This window comes from Bradyrhizobium sp. 14AA, from assembly GCF_054185205.1.
Genome location: NZ_JAVAYM010000012.1, coordinates 114,720 through 138,991, shown reverse-complemented (window position 1 = coordinate 138,991; position 24,272 = coordinate 114,720). Strand labels below are relative to the sequence as shown.

The 24,272-nt window shown below is 64.1% G+C and carries 26 protein-coding genes and 1 pseudogene; 16 read left to right on the top strand and 11 right to left on the bottom strand.

Going from position 1 to position 24,272, the window contains the following annotated elements; genetic code table 11:
• Nucleotides 1-20: 20 nt before the first annotated feature.
• Nucleotides 21-707, bottom strand: coding sequence for a TetR/AcrR family transcriptional regulator (locus RAD15_RS22225; protein ID WP_458180311.1), 687 nt, complete (start codon nucleotides 705-707; stop codon nucleotides 21-23).
• Between the two features lie 109 nt (nucleotides 708-816).
• Here RAD15_RS22225 and RAD15_RS22220 point away from each other — a divergent pair, with 109 nt between their 5' ends.
• A complete protein-coding gene (locus RAD15_RS22220) occupies nucleotides 817-1,701 on the top strand; it encodes an SMP-30/gluconolactonase/LRE family protein (RefSeq protein ID WP_458180310.1) in 885 nt (294 codons plus the stop codon).
• A 9-nt stretch (nucleotides 1,702-1,710) separates the two neighbouring features.
• Here RAD15_RS22220 and RAD15_RS22215 read toward each other — a convergent pair whose 3' ends face one another.
• The gene (locus RAD15_RS22215) at nucleotides 1,711-2,628 is read right to left on the bottom strand and encodes a LysR family transcriptional regulator (RefSeq protein WP_458180309.1); all 918 of its coding nucleotides are present in this window, start codon (nucleotides 2,626-2,628) and stop codon (nucleotides 1,711-1,713) included.
• Nucleotides 2,629-2,794: 166 nt separating this feature from the next.
• On the opposite strand from RAD15_RS22215, the gene RAD15_RS22210 reads away from it, so the two are divergent.
• The 4 genes from RAD15_RS22210 to RAD15_RS22195 all read left to right on the top strand — a co-directional run bounded on the left by RAD15_RS22210 (nucleotide 2,795) and on the right by RAD15_RS22195 (nucleotide 5,446).
• The gene (locus RAD15_RS22210) at nucleotides 2,795-3,877 is read left to right on the top strand and encodes an LLM class flavin-dependent oxidoreductase (protein WP_458180308.1); all 1,083 of its coding nucleotides are present in this window, start codon (nucleotides 2,795-2,797) and stop codon (nucleotides 3,875-3,877) included.
• 48 nt (nucleotides 3,878-3,925) lie between these two features.
• Complete coding sequence (locus RAD15_RS22205) at nucleotides 3,926-4,429, top strand: flavin reductase family protein (protein ID WP_458180307.1); 504 nt, start codon at nucleotides 3,926-3,928, stop codon at nucleotides 4,427-4,429.
• Nucleotides 4,430-4,465: 36 nt separating this feature from the next.
• Nucleotides 4,466-4,765, top strand: coding sequence for a hypothetical protein (locus RAD15_RS22200; RefSeq protein ID WP_458180306.1), 300 nt, complete (start codon nucleotides 4,466-4,468; stop codon nucleotides 4,763-4,765).
• A gap of 171 nt (nucleotides 4,766-4,936) precedes the next feature.
• The gene (locus RAD15_RS22195) at nucleotides 4,937-5,446 is read left to right on the top strand and encodes a hypothetical protein (protein WP_458180305.1); all 510 of its coding nucleotides are present in this window, start codon (nucleotides 4,937-4,939) and stop codon (nucleotides 5,444-5,446) included.
• 157 nt (nucleotides 5,447-5,603) lie between these two features.
• Here the strand turns inward: RAD15_RS22195 and ubiV are convergent, their stop codons facing one another.
• From ubiV to ubiT, 3 genes are read right to left on the bottom strand one after another with little or no spacing between them, the layout of a single operon-like run.
• On the bottom strand, nucleotides 5,604-6,509 hold the full coding sequence (ubiV, locus tag RAD15_RS22190) for a ubiquinone anaerobic biosynthesis protein UbiV (RefSeq protein ID WP_458180304.1): 906 nt from the start codon (nucleotides 6,507-6,509) through the stop codon (nucleotides 5,604-5,606).
• 25 nt (nucleotides 6,510-6,534) lie between these two features.
• Nucleotides 6,535-7,512, bottom strand: coding sequence for a ubiquinone anaerobic biosynthesis protein UbiU (ubiU, locus tag RAD15_RS22185; RefSeq protein ID WP_458180430.1), 978 nt, complete (start codon nucleotides 7,510-7,512; stop codon nucleotides 6,535-6,537).
• Nucleotides 7,513-7,529: 17 nt separating this feature from the next.
• Nucleotides 7,530-8,057, bottom strand: coding sequence for a ubiquinone anaerobic biosynthesis accessory factor UbiT (ubiT, locus tag RAD15_RS22180; protein WP_458180303.1), 528 nt, complete (start codon nucleotides 8,055-8,057; stop codon nucleotides 7,530-7,532).
• A gap of 101 nt (nucleotides 8,058-8,158) precedes the next feature.
• Here ubiT and RAD15_RS22175 point away from each other — a divergent pair, with 101 nt between their 5' ends.
• Both RAD15_RS22175 and RAD15_RS22170 read left to right on the top strand, forming a co-directional pair.
• The gene (locus RAD15_RS22175; protein WP_458180302.1) at nucleotides 8,159-9,688 is read left to right on the top strand and encodes a UbiD family decarboxylase; all 1,530 of its coding nucleotides are present in this window, start codon (nucleotides 8,159-8,161) and stop codon (nucleotides 9,686-9,688) included.
• A gap of 11 nt (nucleotides 9,689-9,699) precedes the next feature.
• Nucleotides 9,700-10,296: a UbiX family flavin prenyltransferase gene (locus RAD15_RS22170; RefSeq protein WP_458180301.1), complete on the top strand. Its 597-nt coding sequence runs from the start codon at nucleotides 9,700-9,702 to the stop codon at nucleotides 10,294-10,296.
• A 12-nt stretch (nucleotides 10,297-10,308) separates the two neighbouring features.
• Here the strand turns inward: RAD15_RS22170 and RAD15_RS22165 are convergent, their stop codons facing one another.
• From RAD15_RS22165 to RAD15_RS22150, 4 genes are read right to left on the bottom strand one after another with little or no spacing between them, the layout of a single operon-like run.
• On the bottom strand, nucleotides 10,309-10,857 hold the full coding sequence (locus tag RAD15_RS22165; RefSeq protein WP_458180300.1) for a DUF2478 domain-containing protein: 549 nt from the start codon (nucleotides 10,855-10,857) through the stop codon (nucleotides 10,309-10,311).
• Between the two features lie 16 nt (nucleotides 10,858-10,873).
• Nucleotides 10,874-11,197, bottom strand: a complete 324-nt coding sequence (locus RAD15_RS22160; protein ID WP_458180299.1) for a metal-sulfur cluster assembly factor — start codon at nucleotides 11,195-11,197, stop codon at nucleotides 10,874-10,876.
• Nucleotides 11,194-11,703, bottom strand: coding sequence for a DUF2249 domain-containing protein (locus tag RAD15_RS22155; RefSeq protein ID WP_458180298.1), 510 nt, complete (start codon nucleotides 11,701-11,703; stop codon nucleotides 11,194-11,196). The genes RAD15_RS22160 and RAD15_RS22155 overlap by 4 nt, the downstream gene beginning before the upstream one ends.
• 12 nt (nucleotides 11,704-11,715) lie before the next feature.
• Nucleotides 11,716-13,062, bottom strand: a complete 1,347-nt coding sequence (locus RAD15_RS22150) for a hypothetical protein (protein WP_458180297.1) — start codon at nucleotides 13,060-13,062, stop codon at nucleotides 11,716-11,718.
• A gap of 223 nt (nucleotides 13,063-13,285) precedes the next feature.
• Here RAD15_RS22150 and RAD15_RS22145 point away from each other — a divergent pair, with 223 nt between their 5' ends.
• Nucleotides 13,286-13,438 (top strand): hypothetical protein, encoded by a 153-nt coding sequence (locus RAD15_RS22145; protein ID WP_458180296.1) that lies wholly within the window; start codon nucleotides 13,286-13,288, stop codon nucleotides 13,436-13,438.
• 39 nt (nucleotides 13,439-13,477) lie between these two features.
• On the opposite strand, the gene RAD15_RS22140 is transcribed toward RAD15_RS22145, so the two are convergent.
• Nucleotides 13,478-14,362: a ferritin-like domain-containing protein gene (locus RAD15_RS22140; RefSeq protein WP_458180295.1), complete on the bottom strand. Its 885-nt coding sequence runs from the start codon at nucleotides 14,360-14,362 to the stop codon at nucleotides 13,478-13,480.
• Between the two features lie 268 nt (nucleotides 14,363-14,630).
• On the opposite strand from RAD15_RS22140, the gene RAD15_RS22135 reads away from it, so the two are divergent.
• The 7 genes from RAD15_RS22135 to RAD15_RS22105 are packed head-to-tail and all read left to right on the top strand — an operon-like array spanning nucleotide 14,631 to nucleotide 23,484.
• A complete protein-coding gene (locus RAD15_RS22135; protein ID WP_458180429.1) occupies nucleotides 14,631-16,850 on the top strand; it encodes a 4Fe-4S binding protein in 2,220 nt (739 codons plus the stop codon).
• Nucleotides 16,851-16,873: 23 nt separating this feature from the next.
• A complete protein-coding gene (nosZ, locus tag RAD15_RS22130; RefSeq protein ID WP_458180294.1) occupies nucleotides 16,874-18,823 on the top strand; it encodes a TAT-dependent nitrous-oxide reductase in 1,950 nt (649 codons plus the stop codon).
• Nucleotides 18,824-18,854: 31 nt separating this feature from the next.
• Nucleotides 18,855-20,195: a nitrous oxide reductase family maturation protein NosD gene (locus tag RAD15_RS22125; RefSeq protein ID WP_458180428.1), complete on the top strand. Its 1,341-nt coding sequence runs from the start codon at nucleotides 18,855-18,857 to the stop codon at nucleotides 20,193-20,195.
• Complete coding sequence (locus RAD15_RS22120; RefSeq protein WP_458180293.1) at nucleotides 20,192-21,112, top strand: ABC transporter ATP-binding protein; 921 nt, start codon at nucleotides 20,192-20,194, stop codon at nucleotides 21,110-21,112. The genes RAD15_RS22125 and RAD15_RS22120 overlap by 4 nt, the downstream gene beginning before the upstream one ends.
• Complete coding sequence (locus tag RAD15_RS22115) at nucleotides 21,109-21,936, top strand: ABC transporter permease (RefSeq protein ID WP_458180292.1); 828 nt, start codon at nucleotides 21,109-21,111, stop codon at nucleotides 21,934-21,936. Before RAD15_RS22120 ends, RAD15_RS22115 begins: the two co-directional genes overlap by 4 nt.
• A complete protein-coding gene (locus RAD15_RS22110) occupies nucleotides 21,933-22,475 on the top strand; it encodes a nitrous oxide reductase accessory protein NosL (RefSeq protein ID WP_458180291.1) in 543 nt (180 codons plus the stop codon). Before RAD15_RS22115 ends, RAD15_RS22110 begins: the two co-directional genes overlap by 4 nt.
• Before the next feature lie 10 nt (nucleotides 22,476-22,485).
• Nucleotides 22,486-23,484 (top strand): FAD:protein FMN transferase, encoded by a 999-nt coding sequence (locus RAD15_RS22105; RefSeq protein ID WP_458180427.1) that lies wholly within the window; start codon nucleotides 22,486-22,488, stop codon nucleotides 23,482-23,484.
• 32 nt (nucleotides 23,485-23,516) lie between these two features.
• Here the strand turns inward: RAD15_RS22105 and RAD15_RS22100 are convergent.
• A pseudogene (locus RAD15_RS22100) lies at nucleotides 23,517-23,705 on the bottom strand (SDR family NAD(P)-dependent oxidoreductase); the annotation flags it as partial.
• A 356-nt stretch (nucleotides 23,706-24,061) separates the two neighbouring features.
• On the opposite strand from RAD15_RS22100, the gene RAD15_RS22095 reads away from it, so the two are divergent.
• Nucleotides 24,062-24,265, top strand: a complete 204-nt coding sequence (locus RAD15_RS22095) for a hypothetical protein (RefSeq protein WP_458180290.1) — start codon at nucleotides 24,062-24,064, stop codon at nucleotides 24,263-24,265.
• The last annotated feature ends 7 nt before the right edge of the window (nucleotides 24,266-24,272 follow it).

The following is a 24,272-nucleotide window of genomic DNA, read 5'->3' as shown; positions in this document are numbered from 1 at the left end:
ACATGGCCGCCACAGCCAGGTCAGCGCGATTTGCGCCGACCTGTCCTGGACGGCTCCTTGGGTGGCTCCGCGCCGGGAAGCTCGACCAACTCACCGCTGCGCAGCCCGTTGAAAATCATATCGAAGAAGATGTCCGCGATCTGCTCGGGGGTTGCGGACTTGTTGGGATTGTACCAGCGATGCATCCAGTTGAGCGAGGAGAGGATCAGCCGGCCGGTCATGGGAACATCGACCTTGCGGATTTCGCCGGCGTCGATGGCCTCCTGGATCAGGCCACGCAGAAAATTCTCGAAACGATCGCGACGCGTCAGCCGTTCCTTGTGCCGCTGGCGGTCCGGATCGTTCCAGAAGGCGGTCGTGGAGGCGATCCAGGCCCAGCGGTAGCGCCGGAAATACTCCGCCGTGGCGACCATGAACGCGCGGATCTTCTGCGACGGCGGCCCGTCCGGAATGCGATCGCGCACGAACAGATAGAGTTCGAGCGTCGAGCCGACCGCCACGCGCGCGTAGATCTCGTCCTTGTTGGAGAAATGATGGTAGAGCAGCGACTTGGAGATGCCGCAGGCGAGCGCGATGTCGCGCATCGACGTCCCTTCGAATCCCTTGCTGGCGAACAGCCGTCCGGCCTCGGCGAGGATCTGAAGCACGCGATCAGAGGCCTCGGCCTGGTTCGCAGCGCCATCCTTCATTGTCGACAGTTCAGTCATGCAATCCGCAATCCATCCGTCAGCTGGGCGCCAACCTGAGAACCTTCAGAATGAAACTAGTTTTTCGCAGACCGATCGGTCAAGCCCGGCGAACCCGACATGAGGAACCATGAGCGAAATCCGGATCACGCGCATCGGCGCGACAAAGGACCAGCTCGGCGAGAGCCCGGTATGGGATGAGCGCCGGAAGTGCCTCTTCTGGATCGACGCGCTGGCCGGATTGATCCACATGCACGATCCCGTCACCGGCGCGGTCGACGAATTCAGCGTGCCCGCGCCGATCGGTTCGATGGCCCTGCGAGGCGATGGCGGCGCGATCCTGGCGCTACGCCATGGATTTGCGCGCTACGATTTCGGCCCGCGCGCACTGACGGAAGGCCCGTCGATCGGGCTCGACCACCCGAAGGTGCGGCTGAACGACGGCAAGGCCGATCCCCAAGGGCGTTTCCTGGCGGGCACGATGCACGGCGACCGCGCCCAGGACGAGGCGCCGCTCGGCGGTCTCTATCGCCTGGACGCATCAGGCGCGGTGGAGCTGCTGGAGACGGACCTCGCCGTGAGCAACGGACCATGCTTCAGCCCGGACGGCCAGACCTTCTATCTCGCCGACAGCGCAAGGCGGATCATTTGGGCCTATGACTACAGCCAGGACGGCCCTCTCGCGAACAAGCGCGTTTTCGTCGATACGGAGGCGCAGCAATCGGGTTGCGACGGCGCAACCATCGATTCGGAAGGCTATCTTTGGTCCGTGCTCGTGCGCATCGGCAAGATCGCGCGATTTGCGCCTGACGGGACGATCGTGCGGACGATCGACATGCCGACCCGTCATCCGACCAGCGTGACGTTCGGAGGGCCCGATCTCGATAATCTCTTCGTGACGTCGATTTCACGCAGCCACGCCCTCAGGGACGACCACCCGGATGCGGGCGGCCTGTTCGCCGTCGAAGGCCTCGGTGTTTGCGGGCTGCCGGCGTACAGGTTTAGCTCGGACTAGCGTTCCCGGCTAACGCGCCGATCGCTTGACCTGCTTCGGCACGTTCTCGGCCATGTAGTCCACGAACACCCTGATCTTCTCCGGCAGATAGCTGCTCTGAAGAAACGTCGCATACATGCCCTCGTCGAAGGTGGAATTCGTCACCCGAAAGCCCGACAGCAGACGTATCAGGCGTCCACTCTTCAACTCCTCTGCCACGGTGTAATCATCCAGCAGGGCGATGCCGTGCCCGCTCGCGGCGAGTTCGCACAGCACCACGCCGTTGTTGCTGCTGAAGGACGACGGCACGACGATCTCGCGTAGCCTGTTCCTGTGCATGAACTTCCAGACCACGTCGTCCGGACCCATCCAGTAGGTCAGGCAATTGTGCCGGGTGATGTCCTCCGGTTCGCGCAATTTCGGCATCCGGCCGACATAGTCCGGTGACGCCACGAGAATCCGCTCGCTCCTCAGCAGCCTTCGCTGCATGAGGCCCGGGTCTTTCGCCGCCTGGATCTGGAAGTCGACGTCGAATTCATCTTCGCGAAGCTGGGGACGCCGCTCGGACAGACGCAGCTCCACCTTCAACTCCGGATAGAGCTTCTGAAAGCCAGGGATCAGCGGCGAGAGCACCTTGATGCCGAACAGCGTCCGCGAGTGCACCCGCAGCGTTCCGCGTGGCGCGGTCTGGAGCGCAAGCGCCGCGGCTTCGGCATCCTCGATGGAGTGCAGCACCTGCTCGGTGCGCTGGAAGAAGATCTTGCCGGCATCGGTCAGCCCGAGATGGCGCGTGCTGCGGTTGAGCAGTTGTACACCGAGCTGCGCCTCGAGCTCGCCGATATAGCGCGACACCGACGCCGGCGAGAGCCCGACGCGGCGCCCGGCCGCGGAAAAGCTGCCCTCGCGGACCGCGTTGACGAACAATTCCATGGCCTGGAGGCGATTCATCGATCTTTTCAGATTCTGCAAAGGACATGCTCAGATTACGTCAATTGTTCGAAAAAGCTCAAGGCCCTAGCTTGCTGAGAACGCGTCGCAAAAGCGACGGTGGCGGATCGCAAGAGCGACCGCGGGGATCGCAAAGGCGACCGAGATAAGGTGGAGGACGCAACCGATGGAATTCGGCGTATTCATTCTGGCGCAGCAGCGCGGCTATCATCAGAGCTCGCAGCAGGTCATCAACAACGCCGTCGAGCAGACGGTCGCAGCCGAGCACGCCGGCTTCGATACCGCCTGGTATGCCGAGCACCATTTCAACAATTACAGCCTCTGCCCTTCGCCGCTGATGATGGTTGCGCATTGCGCCGGCCTGACCAAGCGCATCCGCCTCGGCACAGCCGTCTGCGTGCTACCGCTGTATCATCCGGCCCGCCTGCTCGGCGAGATCGGCTTTGCCGATACGGTGTCGAACGGCCGCCTCGATCTCGGCATCGGCTCGGGCTACCAGAAGTTCGAGTTCGATCGCTTTGGCGTGGAGCTCGACCATTCGCACGCGCTGTTCGCCGAATTCTACGACGTGCTTCACGCCGGCTTGAAAGAGCGCATCTTCTCATATTCCGGCGAGCACCTGAAGATGCCGCCGACGGCCATCGCGGTACGCACGGTGCAGAAGCCTATGCCGCCGATCTGGGTCACCTCCGGCCACGGCGAGACGCTCGGCCGCGCCATTCGCGACAACCACAATCTGTTCGTCACCGCGCTGCTGAACGGCCTCGACGCCATCAAGGCCCTGCGCGAACGTCTCGAGGGGATCGCAGCCGGCGAAGGCCGCTCCATCGACAACACCCGCTTCGGCTTCCTGCGCTGCGCCTATGCCAGCGACAATGACAGCGAGATCCAGTCCTATCTGGACAATGCGCGCTTCCAGCGCAGGCTCTCCGAGAGCCTGAAGTTCCGGCGCGCCCAGAGCGACGACGGTTATCTGATCAAGGAAGAGGCCGGTCCGAACGACATGAGCCTGGAGACGATGCGCAGCAACCTGCCCGTCGGCAGCGTCAACCAGGTGATCGATCGGATGCTGGAAGAGATCAGCATCCTCAAGCCGACACACATCGCGGTTCAGACCCAGCTCGGCGATTTCGATCAGCGCACGATGCTGCGCCAGATCGAATTGTGGGGCGCCAAGATCATTCCCGCGATCCGGAAGGAGTTGAAATCCGGCCGCGGCAAGGTCGCGGGCGAAGCGGTCTCGGCGTAAGCGCACCCGGCGAGGAACGCGGTTCGGAGGTACGTCATGGGATGCCAGATGTCTCAAATGACCGATGTCCGCTCGGTCGAGGCCGCCGAGTTTCGGCTGGCCATGCGCAACCTCGCGAGCGGCGTCGCAATCGTGGCGACCGGCACGGAAGCGACGCGCCGCGGGTTGACGGTCAGCTCCGTCACCTCGCTCTGCATGGAACCGCCCTGTCTGCTCGTCGGCGTCAATGCGAGCTCCGAAACGCATGCGGCCATCCTCGCCAATAGCTGCTTCGGCGTCAGCCTCCTCGGCAGCGGGCAGGAAGACCTGGCGCTGCGGTTCGCAGGGGGCGCCAAGGGCATCGACCGCTTCGCGACGGCGCCATGGACCCAAGGCGTTCTCGACGTGCCGCTGCTCGAGCCAGCGATCGGCGTCCTGGAATGCGTGCTGCATCATCACCAGATGGTCGGCACGCATGGTCTCTTCATCGGCAGGATCGTGGCGACGCGCGGCGGGAACGGCGATCCTCTCGTCAATTTTCAAGGAGCGCTGCGGGCGCTGCCGCAAGCGTAACAGGCATCATCGCCAACGGCCTGAAGGAGCGGCATCGTGATCATCGAATGCTTCGACGGCGGCATTGTCCGGCTGACCGAGCCGTTCGACTTCCGCAACTTCAAGCTCGTGCTGCATGCCGTTGCGCATCCCGAAACGCAGGGCTGGAAAGGGATCACCCTTCTCGACGATCGTGATGCGCTGGTCGCGATCGATCTGGTCCCGACCCTGGCGGGCCGCCCTGACGATGCTGGCTGGGATCAGCGCTACGCGGAGATGGTGGCCAAGGCCCGCGCGCATGGCTGGATCGATGTCGAGCGAGAGGCGATCCGGGCTCATATTGAACGCGTGCCTTAGGGCTGCCATTCTCAAGCCGGCAAGATAGCTCGTCTTGTCGGCCCCCCTGTCCGATTTTCTGATCGGCCCGCATTGCCTCGGCGCTCCGTCCATTTAGGATCGGACGTCGATCAACGCTTCGGTCAATCATAGCGAAACCAGGTCGAACCAATCGATCAGGGAGGTCCCAGCGTGAAAATTCGCAAATTGCTGGCGCTTGCGTGTGCGGGTTTAGGCATCAGCACGGCTGCGCTCGCTCAGAGCCAGGCAGACGACGAGTGCGTGAATCCCGGAGATGACGAGCTTTTGAAGCAGGGATGCGCCTATCTCGACGAGTTCGTGCAGGCATTCAACTCGCGAGATGCGGTCGCCTGGTCCAAGACGGTCCATTACCCGCACATACGGATCGCCGGCGGTCAGGTGCAGATCTGGAATACGCCTGAAGAATATGCCCAATCGAACGATGCGAAACAGTTGGCGCAAGCTTCGGCATGGGCACGTTCGGCGTGGACATACCGCAAGCTGGTGCAGAAATCCGACGACAAGCTCCACTTCGTCACGCGATTTACGCGCTATGACGCCAACGACAAGCCGATACTGTCGGCCGATTCCTTCTACGTGATCGTCAAGAAGGACGGACGCTGGGGTGCCCTGGTCCGATCGAGCTATGTCGGCATCATCGGCAAGAAGACCGCGTTCTGACGAGCCGCAGCTGCAGCCATCGGCCAGGGCGGCGGGGCCCCGCCAGCCGTTGGCCCGCGCGCGCGGCAGCAGGCGCGAGGGGGCAACGAAATCCTGCGTCGAAGCCCTCGGCGAATTCTTCAACGGATCGGGGCTGGCAAGCGGATGGCCTAAGGCCTTACGCATCTCCCGATCGGGCCCGACGATAGACATGGCCCGGCTCTGCCCACAGGAACCCGTTCGAGAAGGGCACGCCAGGATAGGCTGCGGCAAGGCGGCGGTTGCCGCCGTCGGCGTCGTCACGGCCGTCCAACACGTCGCGAAAAGTCCTGGCGACGGCGACCATGTCGCAATCCTGCGGCGACAGGCGCAGCGAGCCAACGTGGCTCTCGCGCAACAGACCCGCCTCGCCCAGCAAATTGGCGCAGCTATGAGACAGGGTCTGCACGCCGTTGATGGTCAGGAAGTCCTGCTGCTCCAGCGTGTTCAGAAGCAGGCCATCCGGGTCCTTCTCGCAAACGAAGCGGCAATTGTCCTTGGCGAGCTTGTGGAGGCGCGCGTGATAGCAGCGAGCGGAGATGGCCAGCGGCACCCTGCCGAACGCAAACACCTCGACCGTGACATCGGAAATCGCGCTCGCAATCGCTGCCACGGAAGACAGCGGCAATTCCGGCGGCAGGCAGATGCGCGTTGCCCCGCGCGCGGCGTGAAAAGCCGCGCTCGCCTCGTTGTAGATATTGACGAACGGCCCGATGGCGTGCGGCCGGCCTGCGAGTGCCCTAAGGCAGGTCAGGTCGTTGACCTCGACCGGAACATCCTCGGTCGCCACGAGCTCTTCGGTCAGGCGGCGCTCGCGCCGCAGCGAGACCAGGATCAGCGAACCCAGCAGGACCTGCTTGCCCGCGCTTTGCAGCCGTTCGACCACGGCCGGTATGTGGGTTGCGAAGAACGGCGAGCGCTTCGAGCAGACGATCTCGCCCACGGACACGACGTCTACCGGCGCTTCGTCGGCGATACGGAAATAGAAGTCGCGCCAGCGTTCCGGCGCCCAATTGTACAAAACTGGACCGAGGCTAAGTTGCATCGCTGGACCTCACATCTTCGAAAGATTAGCGCCACGTCTTGCGATAGGCGCCGACAGTCGAGGCCTGCCCTTCGGTGAAGGGCTTCAGGCCGGCAATGTCCGCCTCACTCCCGCTCTCGAGCGCGGCGAGCGCATGACGGAAATGGCGCACCACGCTTTCGACATAGGCGCGGCCGCGCTGGCGTCCCTCGATCTTGAGCGCGGTCACGCCGGCATCACGCAAACCCCTGAGCAGCGTCGTCGCATCCAGACTGACGGGGTCCTCGAAAATGTAGCCGGCCCCCTGCGCGGTCGAGAAGCGCCCCTTGCACAGCGTCGGATAGCCGGCGGGCTCGCTCGCCCCGAACCGGTTGATGGTGAATCCGCCCAGACTGGACTTGGTCCCCTCCGCGGTCTGTTCGTAGACGACGTGACTCGGAGGCGAGCAGACTCCCTGCATGTTCGGCGATTTTCCGGTCGCATAGGACGACAGCGAGCAGCGCCCTTCAGCCATCACGCAGAGGCCCCCGAACACGAAGACCTCGGTCTCGCAGGCCGACTCCCGCGTGATCTCGGCGATCTCCGGTACACTCAGGACACGGGGCAGCACGACGCGCCGCGCCCCGAAATTCTCGGCGTAGAAGGCGATCGCATCCGGATTTGCGGCCGCGGCCTGCACCGAGACGTGCAGACGCTGGTTCGGATGGCGCCTGGCGGCGTAATCCATCAATCCGATATCGGCGAGGATCAACGCATCGACGCCGGCGCCCGCCGCATCGTCCACCGCCCGGTGCCAGATATCGACGGCGGAGGCGCGCGGGAAAGTATTGATGGCGACCAGTATCTTCGCGCCGCGGCCATGCGCCAGCGCGATCCCCTTGCGCAGCTCGTCGCGGCTGAAATTCAGCCCCGGAAAATTTCGTGCGTTGGTTTCATCGTTGAAGCCGCAATAGATCGCGTCGGCGCCGGCATCAATGGCGCTCTTCAACGCAGCCGGCGTCCCGGCAGGACAGATCAGCTCCATCATCTCAATTCCTCGCCTTAAGTAGATGACCCGATCACGCGGCCGCGAGCGGCCTCGAACGCGCGCCTTGCCGGCGCGCCCAGCGGGCCGAACAGCGAGGACAGTTCGGCCGCAAGATCGAGCTGGGCGTCGTCGATCGCATTGCGCAGCGCGAGCACCGCCTCGATATCGCCCTCGACGACGAGCTCGCGCGAGAACATCAAGGCGTCGCCGTCGACCCTCCCCTCGAGCAGGGCCAGGAGATTGGCGAGCGAGGCCGAGATCCGTGCATCCAGACCTTGCGGCAAGTCGCGCACGACGGTCAGGCGCGGCGGCATGGCCCCGACTACAAAGGCAAGCGGCAGATCGATCGGCTTGATGCCGAACCGCGCGCGCGCGTGATCGCTGAGCCGGTCGAATATGGCCGGGTTGCGCCGGTGGACCCTCTGCAGGACGCCGGCGAGAACGAGCTGCAACGGCAGCAGTGGCAGGGGACGCATGGCCAATGCGACAAGCGGCGGGATCGTCGGCAACGGGCCGGGCGATGCGGCGAACGGGTCATTCATGGTCACACATCTGGACGGATTGCACGCCGATGTATTTGAGCCGGAACAATGAAGACCGCAATCAACCCGGCTAGCTCTGAGTTTTTGAGGAGCTGGTTCAGTTGCAACGTGATGTTCCGCGCTTTCGCGACCTGTCCGACTTCCTGCGCTTCATCGAAAGCCGGGGTCAGTTGCGACGCATTCGCGAGAAGGTCTCCGTCGTCCACGAGATCACGGAGATCCATCGGCGGGTCCTGGAGGCGCATGGGCCGGCACTGTTGTTCGAGCAGCCCGTCAAGGCCGACGGTCGTCCGTCGGACATGCCGCTCCTCACCAACCTGTTCGGAACGGTCGAGCGGATCGCCTGGGGAATGGGCATCACGCCCGATCGCCTCGAACAGCTTGGCACGCTGATGGCCGATCTGCGCGCGCCACGACCGCCGCATAGCATCAGAGATGCCTGGGACAAGGTCCCGCTTGCGCGCGCCGCATTGGCGACGCGTCCGCGCACGCGCGCGGCGGCGCCTGTGCAGGACCGCGTCGCGATGGGCCCCGATATCGATCTCGCAAGATTGCCGGTGCAGATGTGCTGGCCCGGCGAGCCGGCGCCGCTGATCACCTGGCCGCTCGTGATCACTGTGCCGCCGGACTCCGCGACCGCCGATCAGGAGGAGAACGTCGGCGTCTACCGCATGCAGGTGCTCGGTCGCGACCGCGCCATCATCCGATGGCTCGCCCATCGCGGCGGCGCCCGCCATCACCAGCAATGGAAGGCTGTCGGCCGCGACATGCCGGTCGCGATCGTCATCGGAGCCGATCCCGCGACGATCCTCGCCGCAGTGTTGCCGCTGCCCGAGACGCTATCCGAGCTGCGCTTCGCCGGAATTCTGCGCGGCGAACGGCCCGACCTCACGCCATGCCTCACCGTTCCGCTCGCCGTTCCCGCCGAGGCGGAAATCGTCATCGAGGGCTTCGTCTCCGCGACCGAAACCGCGCCCGAGGGGCCGTACGGCGATCACACCGGGTATTATAATTCCGTCGAGGAATTCCCCGTGATGCGCGTGACGGCGATCACCAGCCGACATCAGCCGGTCTATCTCTCGACCTTCACGGGCCGGCCGCCGGACGAGCCGTCGCGGATCGGCGAAGCCCTCAACCGCCTGTTCGTGCCGCTCATCCGGCAACAATTCCCTGAAGTGACCGACTGCTGGCTGCCGCCGGAGGCCTGCTCCTACCGCATCGCGATTGCGGCGATCAAGAAGCGCTATCCCGGCCAGGCCCGGCGGCTGATGCTGGGCCTGTGGTCGATGCTGCCGCAGTTCAGCTACACGAAACTGCTGATCGTGGTCGACGACGACATCGATATCCGCGACTGGCGCGCCGTGATGTGGGCGATCTCGACGCGCAGCGACGCCTCGCGCGATCTCGTGACGCTCACCGACACGCCGATCGACTATCTCGACTTTGCCTCGCCGAAATCCGGTCTCGGCGGCAAGCTCGGCATCGACGCCACCACGAAGATTCCACCGGAGACGGATCGCGACTGGGGCGTTCCCCTGACCATGGATCCTGCCGTGACCGCGCGCGTCGATGCGATGTGGTCGAGCCTCGGCCTCAGCGGCATGCCGGCAAGCGCGCCGGTCCTCACATGAGCGAGCGGCAAGTGAGCGAGCAACAAGGCATCGTCGTCGGCATCAGCGGCGCTTCGGGCGCCGCGATCGGCGTCCGCATCGTCGAGCTACTGGCCGACAATCCACGCTGCGCGGTGCATCTCGTGGTCTCGCCGGCGGCCGAGCGAACGCTGCAGGAAGAGGTTGGCGCCGACGCGATCGATCGGCTGCACGCCCTCGCCTTCCGCCATCATCTTCATTCCGACATCGGCGCCTCGATCGCCAGCGGTTCGTATCCGATCGCAGGCATGATCGTGGCGCCGTGCTCGATCCGCACGCTCTCGGCCATCGCCTGGGGACAGCTCGACAATCTGCTGGTACGTGCCGCCGACGTGCAGCTCAAGGAACGACGCCGGCTGGTGCTGCTGGTGCGCGAGAGCCCTTTGCATCTCGGCCATTTGCGGACGATGCTGCAGGCGACCGAGATCGGCGCGATCATCGCCCCGCCGATGCCGGCCTTCTATCTGAGGCCGCAGTCGCTGACCGAAATGGTCGACCAGATTGCTGCCCGGGCGATCAACCTGCTCGACTTGCCAAACCTACGTACGCCGGCAAGAAGCTGGTCCGGCTCGGGCTCCGAAGGCGTATAGGCAGCGCAGTCCTCACTTCAACTTCGCTGCCCATTGCTCGATCCCGTCGACGTCCTCGGATAACTCGACGCTCAGCGTGCCGGCAAAATCCCTCCATGCCTGCAGATTTGTTCTGGGCACGCCGATGACCACCGTAATCTGACGATCCATCGCGCTGGCGATCAGGTCGAGCAGACCGCCACCCGAGCACTCCGCCTTGCCGAATTTGTTGAGGATAAGGAGATCCGGCCTGCTCTCCATGTTTCCCTCGATTCGGGCAGCGGCTTCGGTCAACGCCGCCTCGTCGAGCCTGCAACCCGCCGCGCTCGCACCGCGATCCTCGAAGATGGAAGTGCAGTGACCGGTGCTGAGATCCTCAAGCAGGACATCGCATCGCCGGTCGGGGGCTTCCGACACGCGGTGCTGCAAAACGCCAGCCAGCGACAGACCAAGGCTGCGGCATCGTGCCACCAGCGCGGCAAAGGCTGCATCGGGGTATACGTTATCAGTGTAGACGATCGCCGCGAGCATTGGCGCGATCGTGGTTTTTCCTGCGGCTGTTGCAGAACGCATGGCAGTCATCGAAATTCGCCTCTCGTCAGTTCACCTCGGCAAAGCCGAGCGATGCCTTCACGTCCGCCGCGATCATCCAGGGCTGCCAGGGCGGATCGAACGTCATGGTGACGTCGACCGACTCCACGCCCGGAACGAGGCACGCACTGTTGGCGACGCCTTCCTTGAGAAAGGACGCTGCGGGACAGCCTCGCGTCGTCGCGGTCATGGTAATGTGCGCGACGCCTTCGTCGATCGATACGTCATAGATGAAGCCGAGGTCGACGATGTTGTGGCCGAGCTCCAGGTCGATCACGACTTTCAGCGCCTGCCTGATCTGCGCGACGAGATCTCCATCCCCAGTCGTCATGCGAGCACCCGCACCGTCAGTTGATAGACGTCCTTCTGCGGCGTGAAGCCGCCGCGCCACTGGTGGCCGCGCCTGGTCAGCTCGCGAAACAGGAAGACCGGTTCACGACTGAGCAACGCGGAGAGCGTCTGCCCGGGCGCAAGTTGCTCCGCCGCGGCCAGAATCCGAACCATCGGCTCCGGCGGATCGAGATCGCGGTTGTCGAGATGGACCACGGGCTCCGGCCAATCGCCATCGGTCGGCGCGGCCGGCGCCAGCTCATCCGCTTCGAAGGAGCCGGCGCCGGGCACGAACCGGATCTCCCATTCGCCGCCTTCGAGTTCGGCTTCCCGATGCGCAAAGCCCTTGCTCGCCATGACGTCAAACAAGGGCACTGGCTTGAAGGGGGCATAGAGCCGCAGGCTCTGCCCCGGCTCGAGCCGATCGAGTGCAGCCATGATGATCGAGAACGGCTCGCCGCCTGCACGCAGGATCGGCCGGACGTCGACGTCGATGAATTCGGTCATTGCAGTCTCCTTTCAGTTTCGCGAGACCAGAAGGTGAGGCACGGCTGCTCCGGTCGGCAGGCGCAACGGCTCCGCCACATCCGCAAGCCGCCGGGCCCTGATGAGCTCCTCACTCAGGCCGATCGTCGCAAGCGTCACGACCGCGAGTGCCACGCGGAAGCCGAGTGGCGCATCGATCAGCAGCATCAGCGTTGCCGCCCAACTCCCGGCAAAGAACAGGACGAACCATTTTGAGGCGCGGCGCTCGGCAACGAGATCCTGCACGCGGGGCGTCGGCACTTTGCCCATCACCGGACCGTAGGTCTCGAGCCAGGTCAGGAACGGGACGATCTTGTAGAGATTGGCGAGCACGAGGCCGGTGAGCCAGCCGAACGCGACCAGAAAGGCGAGCGCTCCGACATGCGGCCCGGCGGAGCCTGTGGCAAGAAACGCTGCGCCGAGGATTGCGGCCGCGGCGAGGCTTGCCAGCGACAGGACGCTCATGCGGGTATTGAGCTCGAGCGCGCGGCGTTTGCGGGTCCTGTACAGGCCGAGCACGTCGCGGCCATAGGCAATCAGCGACAGCAGCGCCGCGGCTCCCGCGAGCAGCAGCACCAGGTTCAGTCCGGTTGCGCGCCAGAGTGCGACAACGCCACCGACAATACTGACGGCCAGCGCGGTGGCTCCCGCAAACCAGGCAAGCCGGCCCAGCTGCGCCTCGCCATCGGGCGCGAGCATGAACATCGCAAGGAGGCGGTAGCTCACGCCCATGGCGGTGAATGTCAGCCATCCCCCAAGCCCCGCGATCGCGTGGATCGGAACGCCCGCCACCAACAGGTCCGGCCATTGCGCAGCCGTGGCCGTTCCAGAGAGCACCAGGGAGAATGTGCCGCCCAATCCCGCCGTAACACAGATGCAGGCAAGCCCGACCGCAGCGAACCGCGCAGGCCCCTGCAGCGGACGGGCCATCCAGAGCGTCATGCCCAGATTGGCAACGACCAGCCCGAAGCCGGCAATCAACAGGCTCGCTCCGGCGGGAAGCAGCCAGTACGACCCGTTGATGTGGCCGCCCAGGGCCAGAAAGCCTGCAAGCAAGATCGTCAGCCCAAGCATCAACAGTGCCAGCGCCGGCAGCGCCCATCGCTCCGCATAGAGCGGCCTTGCGACCAGCACCGGCACGAACTGGAACAGCGCGCCGCACAAGACCATGCTCAACCAGCCGATGCAGACCACGTGGACAACGACGAGCGTGTCCGGCCCTCCGATATCGTCGTTCGGAAAGCCGAATCCGGCGACCATCAGGATTTCCGCGAGCAGCAGCCACGCGATTGCGGCCGCGAAGTAGCTGATGGCCCATTTACAAAGGCTGGTTCCGACCACGACGTGCTTCCCATCGCCTGCACGCACCATCCGTGCCAGCGCTCGAGAAAGGTAAGCGCTGCGGCCATGGACTCTTTGTCGAGGCACAAAGTCCGGCGCCTTTCGCGGTCATCTTTGCGTCAGCGCAAGGATCGCTGCGGTCCGGCAGCCGATGAGTTTGCGACTGGGAAATCGGGGGGACGGGTTGCGGGAGCTGCGAAGGCTACGCTGGCGGAGCCGCAAAGTGGCCAGGGTCGAACGAAGGTTCTTCGAGACCGTGGTCGTGGGGATATTGCGAGAGATCATGGACGAGATCGAGCCGGCCCCGCGCTCCCGGGAGAACACCACCCGCCTCAAGCCGGGCGGATCCTCGGAATCGGAAGCCCGCTCCGGCTAGCGGTTTCGTGTCCCAGAACGACGCACCGCAGTCAGAACACTACGGGCTTCTCTCGTTCAGGGACCGCAACCAGGCGAGCCGCGCGATTGCGCGCCCGGCAAGCCCTTGCAGCTTGTCGAGACGTGCCGGCTCGCCGGCGGTCTCGGCGCCCTCGAGATATGCGTCTACCAGCGTCTCTGCGATCTGCTCGGCATCGCCCCGTGCAAGGGTTGCAGGAAATCGCCCGACTCCTGCGGCTTCGGCGGCCATTTCGGTCGTTTCCATCAGGAGTTCGTGGGCGCGGTTGGCCTCCACGCCGGTGCGGACGTACTCGAGCTCAGCGACAAGTACGGCAAGCCGACGTTCGAGCTCGCCTGCGTCGATGTGGCCGGTTGCGGCGCTACCTTGCCGGCCTTCTCGCATTTCGTCGTGCTCGCGGTGATAGGCGCGGCGCCGCTCCTTCCTGAGTGTTGCGACGTGGCCAAGCTCCTCTTGCGCCATCGCCTCGGCGGCTTTCTTGATTTCGGCTTCCTTCGAATAGGCCGACAGATAAGCCCAGAAGGCGAATGCACGCTCCTCGTTGCGTACCGCCATCGCCAAGGCGCGATACGGCGTCATCAGCCGCGACGCCTTCATCTCCGCCGCCGCCTCCGCGTCCAGCGTTTCGGGGATATCCCAGCGAACAAGAGCGGGATCGGGCGCCTTGTGCCGGCGCGACTGCGACCATTTTGTGACACTGTCAACATGCTCGCGCTCTGCCGCAGCGAGATTTGCAAAAACCTCCGCCAAACCGTCCTTCCTCTGGCGCCGCATCTCCTCGGCGAGGTCCGTGTATCTCGTTGCGGCCTCCAGCTCCATGGCGTGCGCAAGTGCGAACAATTCATCGAGCGAGTGCACGGTTCCGGCCGGCTCGGTTTCCAGGAGCAGAGTCTTCGCGAGCAACATGACACACCTGCCTGGCTCAGTTTATTTGTCCTAGATCAAACTCGATAGGCCATCGGGCGAATAGACAACCACAACGAACAGGAGTCAATTCGATGGCTGGATCGTCGATCCCATTCGGGCCATCAGCGGCAAGGTCCACTACTCGAAGATCAGACAATGAAGCGAAGCGCATCGTCGATCGATGCGCCGCTTCGCGCTGAGGTGCCGCATGGCCTGGTGTCCTCAGGAGTTGTCGCGGGGATTGCGCAGCGGTCTGATTTTGACCGTCATGCTCGGCGCGCTGATGACTCTCTGGACGCACGCTGCTTGCGCGGCCGGCGGCATCGCGGGTTTCTTGTCCAAGGTCCAGCCTGCCGATTTCTTTCCATCCGCCGATCGGTTCGGCCCCCCGCAGGGCGACCCGCCTCTCGTTCCCGTCTACCGCGGCGATCAGCTGCAGGGATTCGTCTTCCTCAACTCTGATTTTGCGAATTCCATCGGGTATTCCGGCAAGCCGATCCACATGCTGGCCGGAATCGACCCGAACGGCGTCATCACCGGCGTGAAGCTGGTCGACCACAAGGAGCCGATCGTCCTGGTCGGCATTCCGGAGGCCCGCATCGTCGCGGCCATGAACGCGCTGATCGGAAAGGACATGAAGCCTGTCGCGAGCGGCGCGGAGAAGCCGCCGCAGGTCGACATCGTGAGCGGCGCGACCGTCACCGTCCTGGTGATGAGCGACAGCATCGTGCGCTCCGCGGTCCGGCTGATCCGCACCGGGCGCGTCGGCGGCGGGCACTCGGCCGCAGCTTCGGCCGCCGCGCCGCCCGTCACCACGACGCTCGATCTCGAACATAGCGAGCTACGGGACTGGGAAAGCCTCGTCGGCGACGGCTCGGTACGCCGGCTGCATCTGAGCATCGGCGAGATCAACGAGGCCTTCGCGAAGTCCGGCAACGCCACCGCAACGCGGTATCCGGAGCAAGGCGAGACCAGCGACACCTTCATCGATCTCTACGCGGCGCTCGTCAGTGCACCCACGATCGGCCGCAGCCTGCTCGGCGAGGACGGCTATCAGCGGCTCAAGGACAACCTGAAGCCTGGGCAGCAGGCCATCGTAGTCGCCGGCAACGGCACCTACTCCTTCAAGGGTTCGGCCTACGTCCGCGGCGGCATCTTCGACCGCATCGAGATCCTGCAGGAGGGCAACAGCACCCGCTTCCGCGACCGCAACCACACCCGCCTCGGTGACCTCGCGGCGGCCGGTGCACCGGAGTTCAAGGAGGTCGGCCTGTTCGTCACGCCTCCGGAATTCACGCTCGACCCGACACAGCCGTGGCAGCTTCAGCTGCTGGTCCAGCGTAGCCTCGGCGGACGCGACAAGGCGTTCCTGACCTTCGATCTCAACTACGTCTTGCCGGACCGCTACATGCGACGCGAGCAGCGTGCCGCGACGGTGCCGGAAAACGTCGCGCCGCAGGCGTCCGTCGCCGCGCCGGCGGACGGGGAAGAGCCGCTCTGGATGCGGATCTGGCGTTCGAACACCGTCTCGATCGGCGTCACCGCCCTGATGTTGGCAGCGCTCACCGGCATCTTCTTCTTCCAGAACCTGCTGGTTCGCCGCCCTGTGTTCTACAACTGGGTCCGGCGGGCCTATCTCGCCTTCGTCCTGGTCTGGCTCGGCTGGTACGCGAACGCGCAGCTCTCCGTCGTGAACGTGATGACCTTCGCCAACTCGCTGGTGACCGGCTTCAAGTGGGAGTTCTTCCTCGCCGCGCCGTTGATCTTCATCCTGTGGTCGGCAACCGCCTCGGCTCTTCTGTTCTGGGGCCGCGGTCCGTTCTGCGGATGGCTCTGCCCGTTCGGCGCGCTGCAGGAGCTCACCAACACCGCCGCGAAATGGCTGAAAGTGCCGCAAGTCACGGTGCCGTGGGGACTGCACGAACGGCTGTGGCCGATCAAATACATCGTCTTCATCGGGCTGTTCGGCCTCTCGCTCTATTCGGTCGACATGGCCGAGCGGTTCGCGGAAGTCGAGCCGTTCAAGACCGCGATCATCCTGAAGTTCTGGCGGAGCTGGCCGTTCGTCGCCTACGCAGGCGCGCTTCTCGTCATCGGCCTCTTCATCGAGCGCTTCTTCTGCCGCTACCTCTGCCCGCTCGGCGCCGCGCTCGCAATCCCGGGACGGATCAGGACGTTCGAATGGCTGCGCCGCTGGGAAGAATGCGGTTCGCCCTGCCAGCGCTGCGCCAAGGAATGCCCGGTGCAGTCGATCCACCCCGAGGGGCACATCAACGTCAACGAGTGCATCTACTGCATGCACTGCCAAGAGCTCTATTACGACGACCACCGCTGCCCGCACATGATCCAGGTGCGGCTGAAGCGGGAGAAGCGCCAGGCGCTGTCGTCACCCTCGATGCGCGCGGGCGGCAAAGGTCCCGCGACCGTCATTACCGCCGGCGGCAAGCCTGTCAGCGCATCACCCGTCGTCTCTCCACCAGCAACCTGAAACCGAATGCCAAGGAGGCAATCATGAGCGAGAACGAAAAAGCAAAGGGCGTCAGCCGACGAACTGTGCTGGGAACTACGGCGGCCGCAGCGGGCGTTGGCCTGGCTGGCGGAGCGGCGCTGAAGGACGGCGGCGTCTTCGTCTCGCCCGCGGACGCGCAGACCAAGGCGGCCGCACCGAAAGCCCCGGCTGCACGGCCGGCCGTGCAGAAGGCCGAGGTCGCGCCCGGCGAGCTCGACGAATATTACGTGTTCTTCTCGAGCGGCCAATCCGGAGAGATGCGGATCATCGGCCTTCCGTCAATGCGCGAACTGATGCGCGTGCCGGTCTTCAACCGGTGCAGCGCGACGGGTTGGGGCCAGACCAATGAAAGCCTCAAGGTCCTGACGGAAGGGATGCAGCCCGCGACCCGCGAATTCCTCAAGAACCGCGGCGGCACGTTCATGAACGGCGACCTCCACCATCCGCACATCTCTTTCACCGACGGCACCTATGACGGCCGTTATGCCTTCATGAACGACAAGGCCAACAGTCGCGTCGCGCGCGTGCGGCTCGACATCATGAAATGCGACAAGATCGTCGAACTGCCGAACCAGCACACGGTCCACGGCCTGCGATTGCAGAAATATCCGCGCACCGGCTACGTGTTCGCCAACGGCGAGGATGGTGTACCGTTGCCGAACGACGGCAAGATCCTGGACAATGCGAAGGAATACCACTCCATCTTCACCGCGCTCGACGGCGACACCATGAAGGTGGCCTGGCAGGTGATGGTGAGCGGCAATCTGGACAACGTCGACGCCGACTATCAAGGCAAATATTGCTTCGCGACCTGCTACAACGGCGAGGAAGGCGTGACGCTGGCCGAAATGACGGCCAACGAGCAGGATTGGGTCGTCATCTTCAACATCAAGCGGATCGAAGAGGCGGTCAAGAAGGGCGACTTCAAGGAAATGAACGGCGTGCCGGTGATCGACGGCCGGAAGGGCTCGCCCTATACCCGCTACGTTCCGGTCTCGAACAATCCGCACGGCATGAACACGGCTCCCGACGGTATCCATGTCGTCGCCGCCGGAAAGCTCTCGCCCACCGTGACCGTGATGGACGTGCGCCTGTTCGACCAGCTGTTCGACGACAAGATCAAGCCGCGCGACGTCGTCGTCGCCGAGCCGGAGCTTGGCCTCGGCCCGTTGCATACCGCCTACGACGGCAAGGGCAACGCCTATACCACGCTGTTCCTCGACAGCCAGGTCTGCAAATGGAACATCGAGCTCGCCAAACGCGCGTTCAAGGGCGAGAAGGTCGATCCGATCATCCAGAAGATCGACGTGCACTACCAGCCCGGTCACAACCACTCCTCAATGGGACAGACCAAGGAGGCCGACGGAAAGTGGCTGATCTCGCTGAACAAGTTCTCCAAGGATCGCTTCCTCAACGTCGGTCCGCTGAAGCCCGAGAATGACCAGCTCATCGACATCTCCGGAGACAAGATGATTCTGGTCCACGATGGCCCGAGCTTCGCCGAGCCGCATGATGCGACCATCGTCCACCGCTCCAAGATCAATCCGATCTCGATCTTCGACCGTGCAGACCCGATGTTCGCGGACGCGGTGAAGCAGGCCAAGGCCGATGGAATCAACCTCGAGGGCGATTCCAAGCTCATTCGGGATGGCAATAAGGTCCGCGTCTACATGACGGCGACAGCGCCGGCCTTCGGCCTCGATCAGTTCCAGGTCAAACAGGGTGACGAGGTGACCGTCTTCATCACCAATATCGACGCGGTCGAGGACCTGACGCACGGCTTCTGCATCGTGAACTACGGCATCCAGATGGAGATCGCACCGATGGCGACGGCGTCCGTGACGTTCACGGCCGATAAACCGGGCGTCTACTGGTACTACTGCTCCTGGTTCTGCCATGCCATGCACATGGAGATGAAGGGCCGCATGTTCGTCGAACCGAAGTCGGTCTGATCGGAGCGACCTCGTGGGCCTCTTGTCACACATGTTTCCGGCGGCGCTGGTCGCCGCCGGATTTGCCGGCTTCGCCGACGCGGAGACCTTGACGGCTGTGCCGGGCCGGCCGCTGCAAGCGTTGCTGGATGGCGCGCGCGCCGGCGACGTCGTCGAACTTGCCCCGGGTGAATATCACGGCTCTGTCCGGATCGACCGTCCTTTGGCGCTGGTCGGGACCGGGGGCGCCGTGCTCGATGGCGACGGCACCGACAATGTCATCACCGTCAGCGCACCCGATGTCACTGTCCGCGGCCTGACCATCCGAGGATCAGGGCGAGATCTGCAGGCGATGAATTCCGGAATCTTCCTTCAGAAGACCGCCGAACGCGCGAAGGTCGAAAACAACCATCTGGTTGGGAACCTGTTCGGCGTCTATGTGCATGGCGCGCAAGGCTCGCGGGTCGTCCACAACGAGATCGAGGGATTGCGTGGCTGGCGCCTCAGCGAGGCCGGCAACGGCATCTCGCTTTGGAATGCGCCAGACGTCACCATCGCAGACAACACCTTCCGCTACGGCCGCGACGGCATCTTCTCGATTTCAAGCCGCAAGGATCGCTTCGTCAACAACCGCTTCGAGCAGGTCCGCTTCGCGGTCCACTACATGTACACCAACGACAGCGAAGTCAGCGGCAACGTTTCGATCGGCAACCATGTCGGCTATGCCATCATGTATTCGAACCGGCTGGTGATCCGCAACAACATCTCCGATCACGATCGCGACCACGGGCTCCTGTTCAACTACGCGAACTATGCCGAGATCGACGGCAACCGGGTGACGGGTGGCCCGCTAAGCACGATGACGGTCAAGGCGGAAGACGGTCCGGACGACGAGCGAGGCATGCTTCCGCAGGCGAAGCGGGATCGCAATCTTCGGAACGGTCCGGAGAAATGCGTGTTCATCTACAACACAAATCACAACAAGTTCCGCAACAATTGGTTCGAGCGCTGCGCCATCGGCGTGCACTTCACCGCCGGCTCCGAAGGCAACGAAATCACCGGCAACGCCTTCGTCAACAATGCCAACCAGGTAAAATACGTCGGCACCCGGCATTTGGACTGGTCGACCGGCGGGCGCGGCAACTACTGGAGCGACAATCCGGCGTTCGACCTCAACGGCGACGGAATCGCCGACACGGCGTACCGGCCGAACGACCTCATCGATCGCGTGCTGTGGACGGCGCCCGCCGCAAAGCTCCTCATCAACAGCCCCGCCGTCCAGGTGATCCGCTGGGCGCAGGCGCAATTCCCGGCCCTGCTGCCGGGGGGCGTCGTCGACAGCCACCCTCTCATATCTCCACCCGTGCGCCGTACGGCCGAGGAGGCCCGATGACCAAGACGGTGCGCATCAGTGACGTCATCAAGGACTACGGCAGCGTCAAAGCCGTCCGCAGCGCTTCGTTCGAGCTGGACCAGGGCGAACTCGTCGCGCTGATCGGCCATAACGGCGCAGGCAAGACCACGCTGATGAAGCTGATGCTGGGATTGATCCGTCCGACCAGCGGAGCGATCGAGGTCCTCGGCGACAATCCCGCGGCGGGACAATTCGCCGGCCGGCGTCAACTCGGCTACCTCCCGGAGAACGTCTCGTTCGATACCGCCCTCACCGGCCGCGAGACCCAGGCGTTCTACGCCAGGCTCAAGCGGGAGCCCGTGGCCCGCGCGCTGGATCTCCTCGACAACGTCGGCCTGGGCGATGCATCGCGTCGACGCGTCGGCACTTATTCCAAAGGCATGCGCCAACGCCTGGGTCTCGCTCAGGCTCTCATCGGGCATCCCCGGGTGCTTCTGCTGGACGAGCCGACGACAGGACTAGACCCCGAACTGCGTCAGACCTTCTACGACGTGATTCAGCGCCTTGCGGCCGCGGGCACCACGGTCCTGCTGTCCTCCCACGCCCTGACCGAACTCGAGGAGCGCGCCGGGCGGGTCATCATCATGAACCGCGGCATCAAGGTCGCGGACGGATCAATCGAAGCGCTGCGTAACATCGCCCGGCTGCCGATCAAGATACGATTGAAGGTCGCCGGCCTCTCGCCCGGCGAGTTGCCGTCCTGGCTGCCGGCCGACGCGCCGTCCCGGCGTCTGAACGGTCACATTGTCGAGATCGACACGGAGCCCGAACGAAAGATCGAGCTGCTGCACAGGGCCACCGCGTCGGGAACCGAGGTGGAGGATCTCGACGTGATCCCACCGACGCTCGACGAACTCTACGCGCATTTCCTGCGACAGGCGGAGCGGACGCCATGAATGCCCTGATCATCGCACGCAAGGAGATCCACCAGGCGGTCCGGAACAGATGGGTCCTCGCCTCGACCCTGCTGCTCGCCGCACTGGCGCTGTCGCTGACATTTTTGGGCAGCGCTCCGACAGGCACGCTCGGCGTCCGCGCCCTCGACGTCGTGATCGTCAGCCTTTCCAGTCTGACGATCTTCCTGATTCCGCTGATCGCGCTCTTGATCTCGCATGATGCCATCGTCGGCGACATGGAGCGCGGCACCATGCTCCTGTTGCTGAGCTATCCGGTCGCCCGCTGGCAGGTGCTCCTCGGGAAGTTTCTCGGCCACCTCGCGGTTCTCGCGTTCGCGACCTGCCTCGGCTACGGCATCGCCGCCGCAGCCCTGGTCGCCGCCGGCAACCGGATCGATTCCGACAGCTTCGCGGCCTTCGCAGCGATGATCGGCTCGTCGGTGTTGCTGGGCGCCGTATTCGTCGCGATCGGCTATCTCGTCAGCGCGCTGGTACGAGACCGCGGCACCGCCGCCGGCATCTGCATCGGTCTATGGTTGCTTCTGGTTCTGATCTACGACATGGCGCTGCTCGGGCTGCTCGCGGTGGATCAGGGACGGACCCTTTCGGCGGTCGGACTCGATGCGTTGCTGCTGCTGAACCCGACGGACGTCTATCGATTGCTCAACCTGACGGGTTTCGCCAATGTCAGCACGTTTGCAGGCATGGCGGGACTGGCACAGAGCACGACCCTCTCGTCCCAGATGCTCTTGATCGCGCTGCTGTCCTGGACCTTCATTCCATTGGTCCTCGCCGCGTTCGCCTTCTCACGGAGGGAGCTATGAAGCGCTTGATGCTGGCGATCGTACTTCCGTTCCTGCTTGTCGGCTGCGACGACAAGCAGGCGGCGCGGGTGCCGTCGCCCCACAGAATGACGGCAGAACTGATCGGCCACTACTGCGGCATGAATGTGCTCGAGCATCCTGGACCGAAAGGACAGATCTTCGCTGCCAGCCTGATCGAGCCCGTGTGGTTCTCATCCGTTCGGGACACCCTCGCCTTCACCATGCTGCCGGACGAGCCCAAGGACATCCAGGCGATCTACGTCTCCGACATGGGCAAGGCACCGAACTGGGACAAACCCGGCGCCGACAATTGGATCGAGGCACGCAAGGCGCAGTTCGTGATCGGGAGCCGGGTCAAGGGCGGCATGGGCGGCGACGAGGCGGTGCCGTTCTCGGAAAGGTCGGCGGCAGAGACGTTCGTCGCCGAGAACGGTGGACGCATCGTCGCATTCGCAGACGTGCCGCGCGCCTATGTGCTCGGATCGGGCGACGAGAATACACCGCTCGATGGCGTTTCCGGGCGCGGTCCGGCCGATTGAGGAGAGCGTCATCATGCGAATGCTTTCTCGACGACGGTTCATCAACATCAGCGCCGCAGCGGCAGGCCTGGGGCTCACGCCACTCGGACGTGCCGCAACTTCGAAGAATACGGATGCCGCGATCTGGCACGGCACGATGCTGGGCGCGACCGCAACCCTGAAGATCCATCATCAGGAAAGAGCCGAAGCGGAACGCCTGATCGCGGCGGCGTGCTCTGAAGCTCGGCGCCTTGAGCGCCTGTTCAGCCTCTATTTGCCGGACTCCGCGCTGGTCGAATTGAACCGGACCGGAATCCTGGTCGACCGGGCGCCGGAGCTGGTCGATCTGCTCTCGGACGCACGCCGCTACGCCGAATTGACGAACGGGATGTTCGATCCGACCGTGCAGCCGCTGTGGAAGCTCTATGTCGAGCACTTTTCGACTGCGGGAGCGAACCCCGCCGGTCCGCCGCAGACGGCGGTGACGGCGGCGCTCAGCCATGTCGGCTATCAGCGCATGTCGATCAGACGGGATCGCATCGTTCTGCCGAGGGGTGCCGAGCTCACGCTCAACGGCATCGCGCAGGGCTTTGTCACCGACAAGATCGTCGATCTGTTGCGCTCACAGGGAATCACGCAGAGCCTCGTCGACATGGGCGAGACCCGGACGATCGGATCGCGACCGGATGGCACCGCGTGGGAGATCGGAATCGCCGATCCCAGCCATGCCGGTCGAATCCAGACGACGTTCCGGATTGTGGATCGCGCGGTGTCGACGTCGGGCGGCTACGGGTTCCGGTTCGATCCCGCGGGCCGCTTCAACCACCTGTTCGATCCGACCAATGGCGGCTGCGCCAGCCTCTATCGCAGCGTCACCACGGTCGCAGCCAGTGCCACTGCGGCTGACGCGCTGTCCACCGCCTTCAGCCTGATGCCGGAAGCGCAGATCCGCTCGCTGCTGCCGAAGACCGGCATCGAACGGGTCCATCTGATCGACGCGGCCGGAGCCGCTTTCGAGATCGTGGCCTGACGAACCAGCGCATCGCGCCAAAGTTTGCCTCCCGCGAACTCACTTTCAAGCGGCGGCCGCGCGCGATTGTCCATGATCGGCGTATCGGTCTCGCCCGGCAGGATGGTGGTCGCGCGAATGCCCTGGTTACGATAAGCGTTGTGCAGGGAGGTCATGAAGTTCTTCACGCCGGCCTTGGCCGCGCCGTAGGCGCCGTCGCCGAGCAGGTTCGGATTGACGACCAGCGACGGTCGATGAATGAGCCGATGTCAATGACATCGCCATGCTGCCGGTCGCGGTTCAGGCACGCCAGTCGGACGCGGCTCGTCTCGCGCAGCGGTGCGGAGCTTTGATGTTGGGGCGATGCTTCCGAACCGTCGCTCTGCGCCGAAAGCGGCGCTCCCTGCTCTCTCCATCAAGCAGCAACCCTAAGGGTCTGCTCCGAGACCAAGCCTGAGCTAACGCCGGCATTCGGCGCCCATCTGCCGCCGGGTTGCTTCAACGACTGTGGAACCGCTAGCTGTGAAGTGGCTCACATCGCGCGAGACAATCTGCGTGTATCCGTCGTATCGGGTGGAAATGGCAGACGGAGATGCGCATGAAACGCCTCATGCTCTCGCTCATTGCAGCCTTGGTTGTCGCCGGTGCGGCCACCAATGTGCTCAGATCGCACGCACTGCTCCATTTCGGTCAGAGCGGCATGCCATCCATCCAGGAACTGCAGACGGCTCAGTCTGGCAAGCTCCCCGAACAGGAGATGCAGGACCGCTCTGTCCTGTTTGCGAAAGAGCCGGCTCAGTAGAGCGCAC